General features: G+C 74.1%; 16 protein-coding genes. 12 read left to right on the top strand and 4 right to left on the bottom strand.

What is annotated here, in order from left to right:
- Positions 1-65 precede the first annotated feature (65 nt).
- Positions 66-1004, top strand: coding sequence for a DUF2199 domain-containing protein (locus BLW86_RS16250; protein ID WP_093874703.1), 939 nt, complete (start codon positions 66-68; stop codon positions 1002-1004).
- Here the strand turns inward: BLW86_RS16250 and BLW86_RS16245 are convergent.
- Positions 991-1848: a LysR family transcriptional regulator gene (locus tag BLW86_RS16245; RefSeq protein WP_093874702.1), complete on the bottom strand. Its 858-nt coding sequence runs from the start codon at positions 1846-1848 to the stop codon at positions 991-993. The genes BLW86_RS16250 and BLW86_RS16245 overlap by 14 nt on opposite strands.
- A gap of 167 nt (positions 1849-2015) precedes the next feature.
- Between BLW86_RS16245 and BLW86_RS16240 the strand changes: the two genes are divergently transcribed.
- The 7 genes from BLW86_RS16240 to BLW86_RS16210 all read left to right on the top strand — a co-directional run bounded on the left by BLW86_RS16240 (position 2016) and on the right by BLW86_RS16210 (position 8837).
- Positions 2016-2963 carry an EamA family transporter gene (locus tag BLW86_RS16240; protein ID WP_371129511.1) on the top strand — a complete coding sequence of 316 codons (948 nt, stop codon included), beginning with the start codon at positions 2016-2018 and terminating at the stop codon, positions 2961-2963.
- Positions 2964-3049: 86 nt separating this feature from the next.
- The gene (locus BLW86_RS16235; RefSeq protein WP_093874700.1) at positions 3050-3427 is read left to right on the top strand and encodes a VOC family protein; all 378 of its coding nucleotides are present in this window, start codon (positions 3050-3052) and stop codon (positions 3425-3427) included.
- A 119-nt stretch (positions 3428-3546) separates the two neighbouring features.
- Positions 3547-3729 carry a DUF1272 domain-containing protein gene (locus BLW86_RS16230; protein WP_093874699.1) on the top strand — a complete coding sequence of 61 codons (183 nt, stop codon included), beginning with the start codon at positions 3547-3549 and terminating at the stop codon, positions 3727-3729.
- Positions 3730-3739: 10 nt separating this feature from the next.
- Positions 3740-4111 carry a hypothetical protein gene (locus BLW86_RS16225; protein ID WP_143060254.1) on the top strand — a complete coding sequence of 124 codons (372 nt, stop codon included), beginning with the start codon at positions 3740-3742 and terminating at the stop codon, positions 4109-4111.
- Positions 4112-4259: 148 nt separating this feature from the next.
- Positions 4260-6011, top strand: coding sequence for an aminotransferase class I/II-fold pyridoxal phosphate-dependent enzyme (locus BLW86_RS16220; RefSeq protein WP_093874697.1), 1752 nt, complete (start codon positions 4260-4262; stop codon positions 6009-6011).
- Positions 6012-6042: 31 nt separating this feature from the next.
- Positions 6043-7641: a class I adenylate-forming enzyme family protein gene (locus BLW86_RS16215; protein WP_093874696.1), complete on the top strand. Its 1599-nt coding sequence runs from the start codon at positions 6043-6045 to the stop codon at positions 7639-7641.
- Positions 7642-7799: 158 nt separating this feature from the next.
- Complete coding sequence (locus BLW86_RS16210) at positions 7800-8837, top strand: DMT family transporter (RefSeq protein ID WP_093874695.1); 1038 nt, start codon at positions 7800-7802, stop codon at positions 8835-8837.
- A 94-nt stretch (positions 8838-8931) separates the two neighbouring features.
- On the opposite strand, the gene BLW86_RS16205 is transcribed toward BLW86_RS16210, so the two are convergent.
- A complete protein-coding gene (locus tag BLW86_RS16205) occupies positions 8932-9657 on the bottom strand; it encodes a ScbR family autoregulator-binding transcription factor (RefSeq protein WP_256341331.1) in 726 nt (241 codons plus the stop codon).
- Positions 9658-9778: 121 nt separating this feature from the next.
- Between BLW86_RS16205 and BLW86_RS16200 the strand changes: the two genes are divergently transcribed.
- The 3 genes from BLW86_RS16200 to BLW86_RS16190 all read left to right on the top strand — a co-directional run bounded on the left by BLW86_RS16200 (position 9779) and on the right by BLW86_RS16190 (position 12050).
- Positions 9779-10765: a ScbA/BarX family gamma-butyrolactone biosynthesis protein gene (locus BLW86_RS16200; protein WP_177181665.1), complete on the top strand. Its 987-nt coding sequence runs from the start codon at positions 9779-9781 to the stop codon at positions 10763-10765.
- Positions 10766-10842: 77 nt separating this feature from the next.
- Positions 10843-11196 carry a LysR family transcriptional regulator gene (locus tag BLW86_RS16195; protein ID WP_256341330.1) on the top strand — a complete coding sequence of 118 codons (354 nt, stop codon included), beginning with the start codon at positions 10843-10845 and terminating at the stop codon, positions 11194-11196.
- The gene (locus BLW86_RS16190) at positions 11193-12050 is read left to right on the top strand and encodes an HAD family hydrolase (protein WP_093874692.1); all 858 of its coding nucleotides are present in this window, start codon (positions 11193-11195) and stop codon (positions 12048-12050) included. Before BLW86_RS16195 ends, BLW86_RS16190 begins: the two co-directional genes overlap by 4 nt.
- A gap of 440 nt (positions 12051-12490) precedes the next feature.
- On the opposite strand, the gene BLW86_RS16185 is transcribed toward BLW86_RS16190, so the two are convergent.
- Positions 12491-13069, bottom strand: a complete 579-nt coding sequence (locus tag BLW86_RS16185; protein ID WP_093874691.1) for a TetR/AcrR family transcriptional regulator — start codon at positions 13067-13069, stop codon at positions 12491-12493.
- A gap of 160 nt (positions 13070-13229) precedes the next feature.
- On the opposite strand from BLW86_RS16185, the gene BLW86_RS16180 reads away from it, so the two are divergent.
- Positions 13230-14393 (top strand): acyl-CoA dehydrogenase family protein, encoded by a 1164-nt coding sequence (locus BLW86_RS16180; protein ID WP_093874690.1) that lies wholly within the window; start codon positions 13230-13232, stop codon positions 14391-14393.
- An 80-nt stretch (positions 14394-14473) separates the two neighbouring features.
- Here the strand turns inward: BLW86_RS16180 and BLW86_RS16175 are convergent, their stop codons facing one another.
- The gene (locus BLW86_RS16175) at positions 14474-16969 is read right to left on the bottom strand and encodes an FtsX-like permease family protein (protein WP_177181664.1); all 2496 of its coding nucleotides are present in this window, start codon (positions 16967-16969) and stop codon (positions 14474-14476) included.
- Positions 16970-17175 lie beyond the last annotated feature (206 nt).

The following is a 17175-nucleotide window of genomic DNA, read 5'->3' as shown; positions in this document are numbered from 1 at the left end:
GGGCCGATCCGGCTTCGTCGACGCGGTCCGGTCAGGGCCGTGTCCGACCGGCATAGGCTCCGGGAATGAGTACTTCCGCCCCCGCCCCCGCCCCCACCACCTGCTCCTGCTGCGGTGACGCCCTCGTCGACGAGCGGCGGATCGACGTCCGCTTCGGGCTGCCGGACGCCGCCTTCGAGCTGCCCGAGGAGGCGCGGCGGTCCCCCGGGCCGAGTGCGCTCCTCGCCCTCGACGGGGCCGGGTTCTTCGTGCGGTGTCTGCTGCCGGTGCGGCTGACGGGGGACACCGAGCTCGTCCTCGGGGCGTGGGTGGAGGTCGACGAGGAGACCTTCCTGCGTGCCGCCGAGATCTGGGACGACGAGGTCGCCTATCCGGAGCTCCTCGTGCGCGGCCGCCTCGCGAACGCCGTACGTCCGTGGGGCGAGGAGGTCCTCGGCGCGGAGTTCACCGGGCGGATCTCCGACCCGGAGGAGCTGCCGTACCTGGTGGAGGGGCACGGGCCGGAGGCCGTACGCCTCCTGGGCGAGACCTGGGACCGGGACGACGTCCTCGCCCGCTTCCCGCACCCCCTGCCCGTCGCCGTGCGGACCGATCTCGACGAGGGGTGGTCGGTGGAGCGCACCGCCGGGTTCTCCGCGCGGTTCGAGAACGGCGCCGACCAGTTCGCGGCACAGGACCGCAGCGTGGCCGTGGGGCTCTTCCAGGACACCGAGCCGGGCCGTGCCCCCGAGGACTTCCTGGCCGCGCTCCTCGGGCGCGCCCCCGAGGTGCCGGAGGGGCAGCACCACACCGAGCGTCTGCCGGACGGCGGGGTCCGGTACGCCTTCTGGTTCACGCCCCGGGACACGGGGCGGACGCGCCACGAACTCACGGCGTACGCGGTGGAGCCGGACGGTTCGGCGGCCGGGCTGTTCTGCTCGTACGAGGAGCCGGAGCAGCAGCCCTGGGCGCTGCACGTCTGGCGTTCCCTCCGGCGGGACGCCGGAGCGGTCACCTCCCGCTGACGATCTCGCGGGCCATCGTCACCAGCGCCTCCGTCGCCGGGTGCGGGAAGGCGTCCCGCCAGGCGAGGAGCACCGGCAGCGGGGGCGCGTCGGGGAGCGGGCGGTAGGTGACGCCCGGGTGGGGGTGGAGGGCCGCCGTGGAGACGGAGGAGACGCCGATGCCCCGGCCGGCGGCGATCGCCGTGAGCCAGTCGTCGGTGTTGGCGACGGTGAGGGTGGCCGTCGGGCGGGCGGCGGGGGGCCAGAGCGCGAGGGTGGTCGTGCCCGAGACGGTGTTGAGGACGACCGTCTCGCCCGCCAGGTCGTCGAGGGCGAGCCGGGGGCGGTCGGCGAGCGGGTTGTCGGCGGGCAGCGCGGCCACCCGCTCCTCGGTCGTGAGCTCCGCCGTGACCAGGCCGGGTGCCTCCACGGCCCCGCGCAGCAGCGCCGCGTCGACCTCGCCGCGGGCGAGGCCGGCGGTGCGGTCGTCGATGCGCAGGAGTTCGAGCGGGGTCTCGGGGTGGGCGCGCTGCCAGCGCCGGAGCAGGGGAGTGGTGTACGGGCCGAAGGCCGACCAGGCGTGCCCGAGGCGCAGCGGGCGGTGGCGCAGGCGCGCGGGGTCGACGGCGGCTTCGAAGGCGGTGAGGGCGGCGGTCGCCCGGTCCTGGAACGCGCGGCCGTCGGCGGTGAGCGCGAGGTGGTGCGTGGAGCGGTCGACGAGCCGGGCGCCGAGGTGCTGCTCCAGGGCGGCGAGCGTGCGGGAGACGGCGGGCTGGGTGAGGTGGAGCCGGGCGGCCGCCCTGGTGAGGCTGGATTCCTCGGCGATGGCGAGGAAGCAGCGGAGGTGGCGCAGCTCGATGCTCATGCGTCCGGAGCATAACCACAGCGCAATCGGCATTTCCGGTGCGGCGCGTGGGCTCTTAGCGTGGGAAGGGCATTCCGGCTGTGGTCCGGACAGGTGGTGCACTATTCTGGACTGGGGGTTCAGTTCGGTGGACTAGCGCGTGAGCGTGCGCGGTGAAGGAGTCGTCGGTGGACAGTCCCGTCGAGGAGGTGGCCCCGGCAGCGACGCCCGCGGGGCCCGCAGCGCTCGGGGAAGGAGCGGGGGCGTCCCGCTCCGTGGCCGGGCGTCGGCTCGGGCCCGTCGCGCTCGTCGTCGCCGGCGGGCTGTCCGTGCAGTTCGGCTCCGCCGTCGCCGTCCTGCTCATGCCCCGCGCGGGCGCGCTCGGCGTCGTCACCCTGCGGCTCGTGCTCGCCGCCGCCGTCCTGCTGATCGTCTGCCGGCCCAAGGTCCGCGGCTACGGCCGCGCCGACTGGGGGACGGTCGTCGCCTTCGGCACCGCCATGGCCGGCATGAACGTCCTCTTCTACCAGGCCGCCGACCGGATCCCTCTGGGCGCCGCCGTGACCCTGGAGGTCCTCGGCCCGCTGATCCTCTCCGTGGCCGCCTCGCGCCGGCTGATGAACCTCCTGTGGGCGGGGCTCGCCCTCGGCGGCGTCGTCCTCCTCGGGGGCGGCGGCTTCGACCGCCTCGACCCACTCGGCGCGGCCTTCGCGCTCGCGGCGGGCGCCATGTGGGCCACGTACATCGTCTTCAGCGCGCGTACGGGCCGCCGCTTCCCGCAGGCCGACGGGCTCGCGCTCGCGATGGCCTTCGGCGCCGTCCTCAGCCTGCCGTTCGGCATCGTGGAGGCGGGCGACAAGCTCCTCGTACCCTCGACGATCGGCCTGGGCCTCGCCGTCGCGCTGATGTCCTCCGTCCTCCCGTACACCCTGGAACTCCTCGCGCTGCGCCGGCTGCCCGCGCCCACCTTCGCGATCCTGATGAGCCTGGAACCGGCCATCGCCGCGACGGCCGGCTTCCTCGTCCTCGACCAGGCCCTGTCCGGCACCGACGCCCTCGCGATCGCCCTCGTCATCGCGGCGAGCATGGGCGCGGTCCGCACCCAGTCCCGAAGGGCCCGCCGGGAGTCCCCCTAGCGGCACCGGCTCCGGGCCGGGCGGCCCCGGCGGAAGCCCGGCTGGCGGAACCGGCTCCGGGCGGGAGGGGCGCCTATGATCCGCGCATGATTGCCGACTTGCAGTGCGTCGTCCTGGACTGTTCCGAGCCCCGTGAACTGGCCGCGTTCTACCGGGCGGTGCTCGGCGGGGACATCGACCGGCCCGATCCGCGCTGGTCCCTCGACGAGGCCTGGTCCACGCTGCACACCCCCGGCGGGCTCGTCCTCTGCTTCCAGACCGTCGCCGACCACCGCCCGCCGACGTGGCCGGGCCCGGAGCGTCCCCAGCAGTTCCACCTCGACTTCGGCGTCGCCGACCTGGACGCCGCCCAGGAGCAGGTCCTCGCCCGGGGGGCGACGCTGCTCGACGACGGGGCGGGCACGCGGAGCTGGCGGGTGTACGCGGATCCGGCGGGGCATCCGTTCTGCCTGGTCAGGCACTGAGCCGTCGGGTCCCGCGCTGACCCGATTCCGTCGGTCTTTGGCCGCCCGCCTGTTGAGGGGCCCGGGGCGGACGTCGATCATGGAGGGGTCGTCAGTCGTACGAGGAGGGGGAGCCGGTCATGGCCCTGGAGATGCGTGAACGGTGCGAGCGTTGTGAGACCGAGGCCCTGATGCCGGACGGACCCGCCCGGATCTGTTCGTTCGAGTGCAGCTTCTGCGTCCCGTGCGCCGACGCCATGAATGACGTCTGTCCCAACTGCGGCGGCGAGCTGGTGGCGCGTCCGCGGCGCGTCCGTGATTAGGGGGCGCGTCGTGCGGAGGGGGAGTCGCGCGCTGGGCGTGGTGTTCGCGGCCGCCCTGCTGGGCGGCTGCTCGTCGTCCGACGCCGACGAGGCGAAGGCGTACTGGCAGGACTACTGCACCAGGCTGGGCAGCTGGCAGGAGGCGAGGAACTCCGTGGACGCCTTCCCGAAGAAGCCCGGCAGCGCCGCGGACGGAGGTGCCGGGGCGCTCGCCCCGGGCGTGATCTCCGCCGCCGAGGTGCTCGACCGGAAGGGGGGCGACGAGGACAGCGCCCGCGTCCTCGACGACACCGTCGCCGCGGTCACGGGCGCGGATCTGAGGGCCGAGGGGCGCGTCGTGTCCTCCTGCGACCGGGCCGGTTTCGAGACCGCCGTGAAGTAGGCGGGGCAGGGGAAGCGCCGGAGCGCCGGGATCCGCATCTACGGGGGTCCCGGCGCTCCCGCAGGTCGGAGGGGGTTCCGTCGGCGGGGTCCATCAGCGTCGCTGATGATAGTTGATACCTTCGCGAAGGTTTTTATTTCATGGGTCCATGACCGCATCCACCAGCTCCACTCCGGAGCCGGCGACACTGCCGGCTCGTCCCGGGGCCTACCCGGACGGCAGGACCCCCCTCGCTGACGCCGTGCTCGCAGTCGCCCGACGTGACATCGCCACGTTCCACGCGCTGCCGCTCTCGCACGGCCGGTCTATCCGCGACTCCCACATGCGGGAGACCTACGAGGCGCTCTTCGGCGTCGCGCAGCTCGCGGCCGACGTGTCCTACAGCGGCACGATGCTCGACTCCTTCTTCCGGCCACGGGGACCGCTCCGCGAGGCCCAGCGCCTCGCGGCCCGCAGCTTCGGCGCCGACGCCACCTTCTTCCTCTCGGCCGGCACCAGCACCGCCAACCGGGTCGCCCTGACCGCGCTGACCCAGCCCGGCTCCCGCGTCCTCGCGGACCGCTCCTGCCACCAGTCGGTGCACTTCGCGCTCAACTCGCTCGGCGTCCAGGTCGCGTACGCCCCCATGCAGCGCTGCTGCGACGGCTGCCCCCGGACGTACGCGGACCTGCCCCGGCTCCTGGAGATGTTCCGCGCCGCCGCGGCCGAGGGCCGGCCCTTCGACACCGTCGTCCTCTCCGCCGTCTCCTACGACGGCGTCCGGTACGACCTGCCGACCGTCCTCGCCGAGCTCGCCGCCGTCCACCCCACCGTCTCCGTCCTCGTCGACGAGGCCTGGGGCGCGGCGCACCGCTTCCACCCCCGGCTGCGCCCGCTCACCGCGCTGCACGCCGTCGAGGCGCTCCGCGCCGCCGACCCGCGCCTCGCCATGAACGTGGCCGTCACCCACTCCGCGCACAAGTCGATGTCCGCGCTCCGCCAGGGCTCGTACCTGCACCTCATCGGCGACGGAGAGGCCCAGGAGCGCACCGCGCAGGCGCTCTTCCAGCACCACACCACCTCGCCCAGCTGGCCCGTGCTCGCCAGCCTGGACCTGGCCCGGCTCCAGGCCGAGACCGAGGGCGAGTCGCTCCTCGGCCGCTCCCTCGGGCTCGCCCGCACCCTGCGCGTCGAGCTCGCCACGGACCCGAGGCTCTCCGCGTACCGCCCGCTCGGACCCGACGGCCACCTCACCGACGCCGCGCAGCTCGTCAGCGACGACCCCACCCGGGTCCTCGTCGACATCAGCGCCCTCGGCATCACGGCGGCCGACTTCCGCCGGATGCTCTTCGACGAGTACGCGCTGTACGTGGCCCGGGAGAGCGGCGACGCCGTCCTCTTCCACGTCCACATCGGGGTGGACGAGGCGACCCTGCTGCGGCTCCTCGACGCCCTGCGCACCATCCAGCGCACCTACCGGAGCGCCTCCGCGGCCCTGGCCGCGGGCACCTCCGAGCACTTCATCATCGCCTACCCGCCCGGCATCCCCATCACGGTGCCCGGCGAGAAGCTCTGCGAGCGGACGCTCAGTCAGATCGACACCCTGCGCTCCAGCGGCTGCGAGATCTACACGCTGCGGAACCCGACCGTCTCCGCCCGCGAACTCGCCGTCCAGGCCGCGGCCACCGGCTCCGTGCCGGCCACCGCCGACCACCTGACCGCCGACCACCTCGGCGCCGAGCGCCTCGGCACCGGGCAGCTCGACACCGAGCGGCTCGACACCGACCAGCTCGGCACGGAGCGCCTCGGCGCCGAGCGCCTCAGTACCCAGCGGCTCGCCGGTGCCGCGGCCGCCGTCTCGGCCGCCGGCACCACCGCGGCCACCGTCACGGCCGCCGCGACCGCCGTCGCCACCAGCTGATCCGCCCCCCGATTCCGAGGAGAACACCTCCATGATCAAGATCGCGGACATCCGCAAGCACGCCGCCCGCTGGCCCCAGCGCGTCGCCGTCGTCGACGGCGAGACCCGCATGACCTGGGCGAGCTTCGCCGACAAGGTCAGCCGGGTGGCCTGCGCCATCCAGGACCTGCTGCCCGAGACCCGTCCCGCCCGCGCGGTCTTCCTCGCCGAGAACAGCTGGGAGCTGGTGGTCTCCATGGCCGCCGTCAGCTCCCTCGGCATCCCCTGCGTCGGCCTCGACTACACCGCCGGGCCCGTCGCGACGAGCGCCGCGCTCGACCAGCTGGAGCCGACCGTCGTCATCACCTCCAAGGCCCACCGGGGCCTCGTCGAGGAGTGCGGCTGGCCGGGCGGCAGGGACATACTCGACATATTCATCGACAGCGAGCCCGTGGGCCTGCCCGACGGCCGGACCGTCTCCGTCAGCTTCACCGACCTCCTGGTGTCGGCCCCCGGCGAACCGCAGCCGGTGGAGCAGCCCTTCGAGGCCTTCTCCTTCACCTCCGGCACCAGCGGCGTCCCCAAGATGGTCGTCCGGCGCACCTCCTTCGAGGCCCGTCGCTTCGCCGACCTCGTCGACCAGTACGCCTTCGACGAAGAGGACGTCCACCTCGTCACGGTGCCGCTCTACCACGCCTCCGGGCCGGGCTGGGCGCGCATCTTCCTCACCCTGGGCGGCACCGTCGTCCTCGGCCCCCACGACGACGCCGAGGAGCTCATCCGCATCATCCAGGACGAGGGCGTCTCCACCACCCTCATGGTGCCGCCCGTCCTGGCCAGGGTCGTCGCCCACCCGAACTCCGAGCACCTGCACAAGACCTCCCGCCTGCACTTCGTCCTCTCCGGCGGCCGGCACCTCAACCGGTGGGTCATCAACAACGCCTGGGACCGGCTCGGCCCGGTGCTCCACCTCTACTACGGCACGACCGAGACCGGCGTGAACGTCATGATCGGCCCCGAGGAGCTGCACGTGGCTCCCTGCCGCTCCGGCCGCCCTATGCCCGGCAACACCGTCGTCGTCCTCGACCCCGACAACAAGCCGCTTCCCAAGGGCAGCCGGGGCCGGGTCGCCATCGCCAGCTACCAGCTGATGGACAGTTACGCGACGAGCGAGCCCGACTTCATGACCCTCGACTACGGCGGTCGTACGCAGCGCTTCCTGCTCACCGGCGACAGCGGGCTCGTCGACGAGGCGGGCCGGCTCGAACTCACCGGCCGCAACGACGGCGTGGCCAAGGCCGAGGCGGGCAAGCCGCTCGACGTCAACATCTTCGGTCTCGAAGCCGACCTGATGGACCTGCCCTGCGTCCGCGAGACGGCCGTCCTGCGCACCAGCCTCCCCGGCGCGGGCGAGGTGCTCGTCGTGCCCTTCACGCCGGTCGCCCCCGAGCGCCAGGAGAGCGGCTACCGGGCGGTCAGCGCCGCCTGCGCCCGCCGGGTGCCGTGCCTCCCGGCGTACGTGGTCCCCGTCGACGCCATCCCGTACAGCCCGACCGGCAAGGTCCGGGCCGCCCAGCTCCTGGAGTCGGTCCTGCCGCTGCTCGACATCCGCCCCGCGGAGTCCCGCGATCCGGAGCCGGCCGGGGTCTGACCCGCACCCGTACGACCGCCCCCCACACGTGGCCGGGTCCCGGAGCCCGTACCCCTCCTCCGGATCCGGGACCCGGCCGCCCCCTCCGCACCGACCTCCCCCGCACGTCCCTGAACTCCCCTCAACTCCCATCCGGCTCAGGCCCGACAGGAAGACTCATGAACAGTCAGAACACGTACACGCGAGGCGTCCTCCTCTGCCTCCTGGCCACGGTGTCCTGGGGCGCGATGTTCCCCCTCATGGACTCCACCCTGAAGCACATCGACCCGTTCACCTTCACCGTGATGCGCTACACCATCGCCGGTGCGATGTTCCTGGTCTTCCTCCGGATCCGCGAGGGGAGGGCGGGGCTCCGCCTCAAGGGCGAACGCATCGGTCTGGCCTGGCTGTTCGGCACGGCCGGCTTCGCGGGCTTCCAGTTCCTGGTCTTCTTCGGCCAGGACCTCATCGGCGAGCGGGGCGCCCTGAACGCCTCGATCATGATGGCGACCATGCCCATGATGGGCTTCCTGGTGAACTGGGTGCTGAAGAAGGTCGTTCCGCCGAAGTTCTCGCTCGTCTTCATCGCGATGTCCTTCGTCGGCACCATCCTCGTCGTCTCCGACGGTGACATCGGCTCGCTGATCGCCGACCCGAAGACGGCCGGCGCCGACGCCCTGCTGCTCTTCGCCGCGCTGTGCTGGGTCGTCTACACCTCGGGCGCGAGCTACTTCCCGACCTGGTCCCCGATCAAGTACACGGCGATCACCACGGTCCTCGGCCTCGCCAGCGCCGCCGTGATCACGGCGATCATCCTGGCCGCCGGCGGCGTCCCGGTCCCGACGGCGGGCGCCGTGGGCTCGATCCTTCCCCAGCTGGCCTACATGAGCGTCATCGCCGGCTTCGTCGGCGTCCTCGGCTGGAACTTCGGCAACCGCTACCTCGGCCCGCTCAACGGCGTCCTCTTCATGGACGTCGTGCCGATCACGGCCTTCGTGATCTCCGCCCTGACCGGTGTCGTCCCGGCCGGCATGCAGATCGTGGGCGCCTCGCTCACGGCGGCGGCGCTGGTCTTCAACAACCTGTACCTGCGCCGGGTCGCCGCCAAGGCCGCCGTGGCCGCCCCGGCCCCGGTCGTGGCTTCCGGTTCCGGTACGGCTTCCGGTACGGGCTCCGCTTCCGCGCCGGCGCCGGTCGCCTCGGGCAGCAGGTCCTGACCGGCACCGACCCGCTGAACGCGTACGGCGTGGCCTCCCACACCCGTGGGGGGCCACGCCGTTTTCCGGCTTCTCACGGCGGGCACGCGGCCGATCAGCCGCGCAGCCCTTCGAGGAGGACGGTCCGCAGCTCCTCGTGCCGCTCGGTGAGGTCCTTGCGGCGGCTGAGGACGTCCGAGATGTGCTGCATGCCGAAGAAGGCGGAGACCAGGACGCGGGCCGCCGCGCGCGGTTCCACTCCGGCCCGCAGTTGTCCCGCGTCCCGGGCCTCGGCGATCAGCCGGCTGAGGTAGTCCTCCCAGCCGACGTACGGCTCGGGGAGCTCGGCGTCGATGAGGGCCCGCTCGATCTGGAGCCGGGCGCCGGCCTGGACGACGATGTCCCGCGCGAACGCCCGGGTGACCGCGTCGAGGACGGCGACGAGCGTGTCGAACGGTTCCTCGTGGTTGCCCTCGGCGCCCTTGAGGATCTCGGGCCAGCGCGCGTAGTGCTCCTGCACGACCGCGACCGCCAGGGCCTCCTTGTTCGTGTAGTGGAAGTACACCGCCCCCTTGGTCATCTCCGCGCGCTCGGCCACGTCCTGCAGGGTCACGGTCGCGTAGCCGCGCTCGGCGAAGAGCTCGGCGGCCGACTGGAGGATGTGCACCTTCGTGCGCCGGGCGCGCTCCTGCTTCGGCTCGCTCCGGGGCTTGGCTTCGGCGTTCCGGGGCCTGGTCTCGGCGCTTCGCTGCCTGGGCTCGGCGCCCCGCTGCCTGGGTTCGGTGCTCCCTCGCCCGGCTTCGGTGCTCCGTGAGCCGGGTGCGCTCCGTGGTGTCGCCATGTCCGTCCGCCTCTCTCGTTCCTACGCCTTGCAATATACATTCTCGAAGGTATATTTCTTGCTGCCGAGGGGCCGCCGAGGTCCCTCGTCGCCACGATGCTTCGCCTTGAGGGGGAAAAGGATGTCCATCGGTGTGCTGCAGACCGTGTTACCCGTCGAAACGCTCACGCCCGTCGAGTCCCTGGAGTCACTCGTCCGGGAGGCCAAGGAAGGCCTGAGCTTCGACCGCACGATCTCCCGCCGGTTCGTGCACCGCGCCTCGGTGACGGAGGTCTTCCTCACCGACGCGGCCGTCGCCGGGGCCGACCGCTTCCTGGTCGGCGCGCAACTGCCCCGGAACCACGCGCTGTACCGCCCGGAGACCACCGGGCAGTGCGACTTCATGCTGCTGGTCGAGACCGTACGACAGGCCGGCATCTTCCTGAGCCACCGGTACCACGACGTGCCGCTCGGCCACCACTTCATCTTCAAGGCGCTGTCGCTGCGCATCGGCGACCCGGCCGCCCTCCGGGTCGGCTGCGGGCCGCTCGCGGTGGTCCTCGACGTGAAGGTCGTGACGCCCGCCGGCGGCCGCAACCCGCGTCGCTTCGACGCCCGCTTCGACATGGTGATCGAGGTCGGCGGCCGGGAGTGCGCCCGCGCCTCCGCCGGGGTCGTCGTGATAGACAGCGTGCGGTACGGGCGGCTCCGGCAGCGCGGCCGGGTCGCGGAGACCGCGCCCGTGGAGCCCGGGACTCCCGCGTACGGGACGGCCGCGGATGACGTCGACGACCGGCACGTCCTGCGCTCCGTACCCGCCGCGGAGGAACGGCCCCGGCCGGCCGGAGCCCGGGAATGGCGGCTGCACGTCGACCCCACGCACCCCGGCTACTTCGAGCACCCCTCGGACCACGTGCCCGGGATGCTGCTCCTGGAGGCCTTCCGGCAGGCCGCCCGAGAGGCGACGGGAGGCGCCGCGCTGACCTCGCTGGACGCCGACTTCGCCGTCTTCGGCGAGCTGGCCGAGGCCGTGGCCGTCGAGGCGGCGCCGACGGAGGACGGCCGGGTGCGCCTCTCCGCCACCCAGGGCGGACGCGTCCTCGCCACCGCCGTGGCCCGCTGCGCGTGACGGCACGGCACCATGTGCGGCTGCACGTCCCGCCGCACGTTCCGGGGAAGAACGGACGAGCGTAGAAAGGCAGAAGGATGGAACTCCAGCACTTACGGGCCTTCCGCGAGGTGGCCCGGGAACTCAGCTTCACCCGCGCGGCCCACAACCTGCACTACTCCCAGCCCGCGGTGACCGCGCAGATCAAGGGCCTGGAAGAGGACATGGGGGCCTCGCTCTTCCAGCGGCGCGGCAACCGCTCCGTGGAACTCACGCCGGCCGGCGCGCGCCTGCGCCCGCTGGCGGAGCGGATCCTCGAACTCGTCGAGACGGCGCAGTACGAGATCGCCGATCCCGCACCCTCCGTGGTGGACCGCCGGTCGGCCCGGCCGGCCGGCATGACCGGCCGCTTCGCCGCCGACCGTCTCGTCGACAGAGGGGGCAGAGCATGAGCATCGCCCCGGCCCGGGCCGCGTTCTTCGACGTGGACGAGACCCTGATCACCTGCAAGAGCATGGCTTGCGTCCTCGCCCGGTACTGGGGGCGCGGAGAGGTGGCCGCCCGCAGGCTCGCCGCGGCGCGCGACTCGCTCCAGCGCCAGATCCGCGAGGGCGTGCCCCGCGAGCAGGTGAACCGCTCCTTCTTCCGCTTCCTCGCCGGCAGTCACCTCGACGACCTGGAGACCAGCGGCCGTGAGTGGTACGAGAAGGCCCGCGCCGGCGGGCTGCTCCACCGCCCCGTGTACGAGGCGCTGCGCCGCCACCGGGACGCCGGCGACCTGGTCGTCCTCGTCTCCGGAGCCTTCTCCGCCTGCCTCGACCCGCTGGCCCGGGAGGTCGGAGCCGACCTCGTGGTGTGCACCGTGCCCGAGGTGACCTCGGAGGGCCTGCTCACCGGGGAGCTGTCCGGACCGCCCATGATCGGCGAGGCCAAGGCCGAGGCCGCGCGGCGGATCATGGCGGCCTTCGACATCGCCGCCGAGGAGTGCTTCGTCTACGCCGACGACGAGAGCGACCTGCCGCTGCTGCGCTCGGTCGGCCATCCGGTCCTGGTCGGCGACGGGCCGATCTCCGCCCCGCCGTCCGAGACGGCGACCTGGTCCCGGCTGCCGGGCCCGACGCCGGCGACCCCACCCGCCTCGCCGACCGGATCCCCGACCGGTCTCCCGGCGGCCGGATCCCCGACCGGTCTTCCGGCGGCCGGATCCCCGACCGGTCTTCCGCCGACCGGATCCCCGACCGGATCCCCGACCGGTCTCCCGGCGGCCGCGCGCCCCGCGCGCACCCGGGCGGCGCAGGCGGCCTGAGGCTCCGTCCCGGGGCGCGGACCCCTCCGCCGCCGCAGCCCACCACGGAAGCCCCGCCCAGGGCCGCGATCCCCACGGAAGCCCCGCCCGTACGAGAGCCCCGCCGCCATGGCGGCTCCGAGGGCCCGGGAGGCCTCCGTAGCCCGCGGAAATCCGTAGCTCGCGGAAGCGCGTAGCCCGCGGAACCATGTGGCCGTCGGAACCCCCGCCACTCGCGTAACTTCCGTATCTCCACGCACTCTTGCGCATCCCCCACAGGCGCAAGCCCCACCCGCGCAGCCCCACCCGCACAACCCCGCCTGTGCAGCCCCACCTGCGCAATCCTGCTGGTGGGAGCTCCGCCGCGCAGCCCCACCCGCGCAAGCTCACCCGCGCAAGCCCACCCGCGCAGTCCCACCCGCGCAAGCCCAACCCGCGCAGCCCCCCGCCCTTGCCCCGGCTCAGCCGCCGCGGGAGCCCGACAGCGCGGGCTCCAGGATGTCCCAGACCTCGCTCACCAGCTCGGCGGGACCCGTCGCGTCCGTCGCCGTCACCACGGCAGGCGCACCGACGAGGAGGGCGACGACGAGCCGGGCCAACAGGTCGGCAGGATGGGCGGTGCGGACCGAGCCCTCTCCCTGGCCCTTGCGGATCAGGCGCGCCACGACGTCGCAGAGCCTGCCGAGGGGGAGGGGCGTGGTTCCCTCGGCGCGGGCGGCGTCCATGACCAGGCGCAGTCCGGCGGCGAAGGGCAGGTCCTCGTACACCCTGTGGGCGAGGTCGAGCAGCAGTCTCCGCAGGGTGGGCAGTGCCGCGCCGCTCTCCTCCGCCTCGCCGGCGGCGGTGGCGAGGGCGTCGGCCCAGGCCGACTCGAAGGAGCGGGTCAGTTCACCGGCGAGGTCGGCTTTCGAGGAGAAGTGTCCGTAGAGAGCTCCCTTGGTCAGTCCGGTGCGGGCCGTGATGTCGGCCAGGTTCGTCCCCGCGAATCCGTGCAGGGCGAACTCGGCCGCTGCCGCGCCGAGCACCAGGTCATAGGTCATGCGGGCCCTGTCCTGTTGCCTCACCGAGCGTCCGCCTCCCTTCCGCTGTAGCGGCCCTCCATGTCTCTCATGACGGCCTCTCAGAAAATACCTTCCAGACCGAATTTTTTCCTACTCGCATCAGTACCACCACTGAACCTCCACTCAAGGAGTAAGAGTCATGACTGTCGTCGACGCCCCGGTCTCCCTCGCCGCCGCCTCCGCCCTCTCGCCCGCCCCCCTCGCCACCGGCCTGCTGCGGGCCGCCGCCGCGCGGCACGCCGAGGGGGCGGAGCGGACCGGCCGGCTCCACCCCGAGGCCGTCGAGGCGATGACCGCCGCCGGCCTCGCCCGGCACTTCGTGCCCCGCCGCTGGGGCGGCAGAGCCGGGGGCTTCGCCGAACTGCTCGGCACGGTCGCCGAGGCCGGCACTGCCTGCGCCTCCACCGCCTGGTGCGCGGTGCTGCTCGCCGCCCACGGCCGCCTCGCCGCGCACCTGCCGGCCGAGGGGCAGCGCGAGCTGTGGGGCGACTCGCCCGACGTGCGCGTCGCGGCGGCGATCGTGCCTCCCGCCGGCCGGCTCGCCCGGGTGCCCGGCGGCTGGACCCTGTCGGGGGAGTGGGCCTTCGCCAGCGGGATCGAGCACGCCGACTGGGTCCTCCTCGCCTCCCTCGACCACTCGGGGGACGGCGCCCCGGCGTACCGGGTCCTCGCGGTGCCGCGCGGGCAGGTCGGGATCCGGGAGACCTGGGACGCGGTCGGGCTCCGCGCCACCGGCAGCCACGGCGTCACGGTCGACGGGGTCTTCGTGCCCGAGCACCGCACCTTCCTCCGCGAGACCCTGGTGGCCGGCGTCGCCGACGCCGACGCGGCCCCCTGCCACCGGGTGCCGTACCAGCTGGTCGCCGCGCTCCTCTTCGCCGCACCCGCGCTCGGCGCGGCGCGCGGGGCCCTGGAGGCCTGGACCCTGCTCGTCGGCATGCGCCGCCTGCCCGACGGGCGGCCGCTCACCGACGACCCGACGGTCCAGCAGACCCTGGCCCGCTGCTCCGCCGAGATCGACGCGGCCCGCCTGCTCCTGGAGGCGGCCGCCGCCCGCGCCGACGGCCCGGCTCCGGGCCCGGCCGCCGCCGCCCTCAACCAGCGCGACTCGGCCCTCGCCGTCGACCTCCTCACCGGCGCGGTGGAACGCCTCGTGCGCACCGGTGGCGCCCGTGGTCTCGTCGCGGGCGGCGACCTGGCGCGCGCCTGGCGCGACATCCACGCGATCGCCGCCCACGCCGCCCTCCAGCCCGCCCCGGCGGCCGCGGCCTACGCGGCGACGGTCTTCCCGCCGGGCGTCTGAGGGCCTCCGCCTTGCGCTCGCACGCACCGGACGCCGCAAGCCCTGCCCTCCGGGCAGACGGCGCTACTTTCCGGACACGCCTAGGCCGCCTGGAGCGCGTCCACGACCACCATGCGCCGGACCCGGCGGGCCGGCAGGACCGAGGCCGCGACGCCCGTGAGGACCGTGGCCGCGAGGATGGCGAGGATCGTCAGGGCCGTACCGCCCGAGGCGGCCAGCGCCTCCAGGGGCGAGACGTGGCCCGCCAGGACGGAGCGGGCCGCCAGCGTCCCGTAGACCAGGCCGAGGAGCGTGCCGGCGACCGCCCCGGAGAGCGCGAGCAGCACCGACTCCAGGGTCAGCATCCGGCGCAGCTGCTCGCCCGCGAGGCCGATCGCGCGGAGCATCCCGAACTCGCGGGTGCGCTCCTCCACCGTCAGCATCAGGGTCGCGGCGACGCCGAGCGCGGCGATCGCGATCGAGAAGCCGAGCAGGACGGTGACCACGAGCATCATCCGGTCCAGCATCGAGCGGATCAGGTCGGCGTCGGAGCCGGTGTCCGCGATCCGGATCTCCGGGTGCGCGGCGAGCGCCCGGTCCACCGCCGCGCGGGCCGCGTCGTGCCCGGTGTCGGCCGCAGGGTTGAGCAGCACGGTGGAGACGGCCGCGGCGCCCGGCGCGAGCCGGTCGAGGGTGGACCCGGTGACGTACACCGTGGCCTCCGGAGAGAGGGAGAGGGGCAGCGCGGCCGCGCCGGTCACGGTGGTGAGCCGGGTGCCCGCGATGCTCAGCGAAGGCCGGCCGGTGAGCGCGATCGCCTCGTCGTCCTGGAGGGCACGGGCCGCGTCCACGCCCTCGGCGGCCGGGTTGAGCCCGGCCGGGTCGGCGGCGGCGACGACCGTCTTCCGGCCGTCGACGGTGAGGGTCGCGGTACGGACCGGGGTGACGGTCAGCCTCGGTTCGGCGCGCAGCGCGGCGATCGCGTCGGCGGGCACCCGGTCGGCGTCCGTGTCGAGGGCGAAGACGGCCGGCATGCGGTCCGCGAGCATGCTGTCCAGGCCGCCCTCGGCCGCCCCGATCGCGGTCACGGCGGACACGGCGACGGTCACGCCGACGAGCATCGCGGAGGAAGCGGCGGCGGTGCGGCGCGCGTTGGCCCGCAGCTGTTGCACGGACAGCCTGCCGACCGTCCCGAACGGGCGGCGGAGCGCGAGCCCCAGCAGCCCGACGAGCGGCGGCAGCAGGTGCTGGGCGTACCGGAGTACGGCGAAGAACGTGAGGATCGCGCCGAGTGTCACGGCCAGGAGGGCGAGCGGCGAGCCGCCGAACGCCCCGAGGGCGAGCAGCCCCGCACCCGCGACGAGCATCAGCACGGTGACCGCCTCGCGGACGGTCCGGCTGCCCGGCTCCGGCAGCTTCGCCGCCCCGCTCGCGGCGAGCGCGGCGACCGGCGGCACCGCCGCCGCGGCCCGTGCCGGCTGGCGGACGGCCCACAGGGTGAGCAGCACCCCGAAGACCCCGGCGAGACCGAACGTCCACGGGCCCGGCACGAGGGAGACCTCGACCGGTCCGAGATCGGCGAACCCGGCGAGCAGCGCCGTGCCCAGCGCGCAGGCCGCCGCGCCCGCCGCGAGCCCGGCGGCCGAGGCGAGCACGCCGAGCAGGAGGCCCTGGCGGCGGATGATCCGGAGGAGCTGGTCGCGGTCGGTGCCCACGCAGCGCAACAGGGCGAGCTGGCGGGCGCGTTGGGCGAGGACGACGGAGAAGGTGTTGGTGACGACCATGCGGGCCACGGCCATCGCGATGAGGACGAAGGACAGCGCGGCGGTCATGACGATCGCGTACAGGGTCCTGCCGCCCTGGAGGGCGTTGTCGACGGCACCGGCGTGCGTGTACGCGGCCACCTCTCCGCCCAGCGACTTCTTGGCCGCCTTCGCCACCGCGAGCGCGTCGGCGCCCGGTGCGACGGCGAGGTCGAGGTGGGTGGCCAGTGCCCCCGTGGCGTACGTCCTCACCTGCCCGTACGGCACGCCGATCGCGGGCTGCGAGCCGAGCGTCTGCGACGCGGAGGTGTCGAGCAGACCGGTGAGCCGTACGACCGCCGTGCCGCCCTCGGCCTTCGTCAGCCGCACGGTCCCCCCGGGCTCCGCGCCGACGCGCCCCGCGCTCTCCCGGTCGAGGACGACCTCGCCGGGGCCCTCGGGCCAGCGTCCGGCGTCGAGCCGCTGCCAGCGCAGGGCCGGGTCGGCGGCGATCGAGGTGACCAGGGCGCGGTCGTCGAGGGGGCGCCCGGAAGGGGCGATCACGTTGGCGTGGCCCGCCAGGCGCTCCGCCACCGACGTCACCTCCGGCACCCGGGCGGCGCGCGCCGCCGCGTCGGCGGGCAGCGATCCGCTGTCGTCCGGGACGACCTGGACGGCGGCGTCACCGACGTCGGCGGCGGCGGACTGCTCGTACGACTGGACGAGCGCGCCTGCGCCGCCGACGGAGAGCACGAGGAACGCCACGCCGACGGCGACGGCCGAACCGGTCAGCACGAGCCGGCGCAACTGGGCGCGGAAGTCCTTGAGGGTGAAGGTGAGCAGTGACGGCGACATGCCCTCCACGCTAGGAGGGAGAACCGGGCCGGCACGGCCCCACGAGGCAGGATCCGAGCTCATCCCGAAGGGGCCACGGCGGGGCCCCTCCGTACCTCTCGGGTATGACACCAGCCCCCCGAACCACCACCGTGCGGGCCCCGCGCCCGGCGGGGCGGTGCCCCCGCCCGTGTGGGCGCGCGCCCGCAACGGGGTGGGCGCCGTCC

This window comes from Streptomyces sp. TLI_105 (assembly GCF_900105415.1).
In the GTDB taxonomy this organism is placed as follows: domain Bacteria; phylum Actinomycetota; class Actinomycetes; order Streptomycetales; family Streptomycetaceae; genus Streptomyces.
This window is presented reverse-complemented; position numbering and strand designations above follow the sequence as displayed.

Coding starts and splice junctions, on each gene's coding strand:
- BLW86_RS16250 (WP_093874703.1), top strand. CDS start 66: ATGAGTACTTCCGCCCCCGCCCCCGCCCCCACCACCTGCTCCTGCTGC.
- BLW86_RS16245 (WP_093874702.1), bottom strand. CDS start 1,848: ATGAGCATCGAGCTGCGCCACCTCCGCTGCTTCCTCGCCATCGCCGAG.
- BLW86_RS16235 (WP_093874700.1), top strand. CDS start 3,050: ATGATTGCCGACTTGCAGTGCGTCGTCCTGGACTGTTCCGAGCCCCGT.
- BLW86_RS16230 (WP_093874699.1), top strand. CDS start 3,547: ATGGCCCTGGAGATGCGTGAACGGTGCGAGCGTTGTGAGACCGAGGCC.
- BLW86_RS16220 (WP_093874697.1), top strand. CDS start 4,260: ATGACCGCATCCACCAGCTCCACTCCGGAGCCGGCGACACTGCCGGCT.
- BLW86_RS16215 (WP_093874696.1), top strand. CDS start 6,043: ATGATCAAGATCGCGGACATCCGCAAGCACGCCGCCCGCTGGCCCCAG.
- BLW86_RS16210 (WP_093874695.1), top strand. CDS start 7,800: ATGAACAGTCAGAACACGTACACGCGAGGCGTCCTCCTCTGCCTCCTG.
- BLW86_RS16205 (WP_256341331.1), bottom strand. CDS start 9,657: ATGGCGACACCACGGAGCGCACCCGGCTCACGGAGCACCGAAGCCGGG.
- BLW86_RS16200 (WP_177181665.1), top strand. CDS start 9,779: ATGTCCATCGGTGTGCTGCAGACCGTGTTACCCGTCGAAACGCTCACG.
- BLW86_RS16195 (WP_256341330.1), top strand. CDS start 10,843: ATGGAACTCCAGCACTTACGGGCCTTCCGCGAGGTGGCCCGGGAACTC.
- BLW86_RS16190 (WP_093874692.1), top strand. CDS start 11,193: ATGAGCATCGCCCCGGCCCGGGCCGCGTTCTTCGACGTGGACGAGACC.
- BLW86_RS16185 (WP_093874691.1), bottom strand. CDS start 13,069: ATGACCTATGACCTGGTGCTCGGCGCGGCAGCGGCCGAGTTCGCCCTG.
- BLW86_RS16180 (WP_093874690.1), top strand. CDS start 13,230: ATGACTGTCGTCGACGCCCCGGTCTCCCTCGCCGCCGCCTCCGCCCTC.
- BLW86_RS16175 (WP_177181664.1), bottom strand. CDS start 16,969: ATGTCGCCGTCACTGCTCACCTTCACCCTCAAGGACTTCCGCGCCCAG.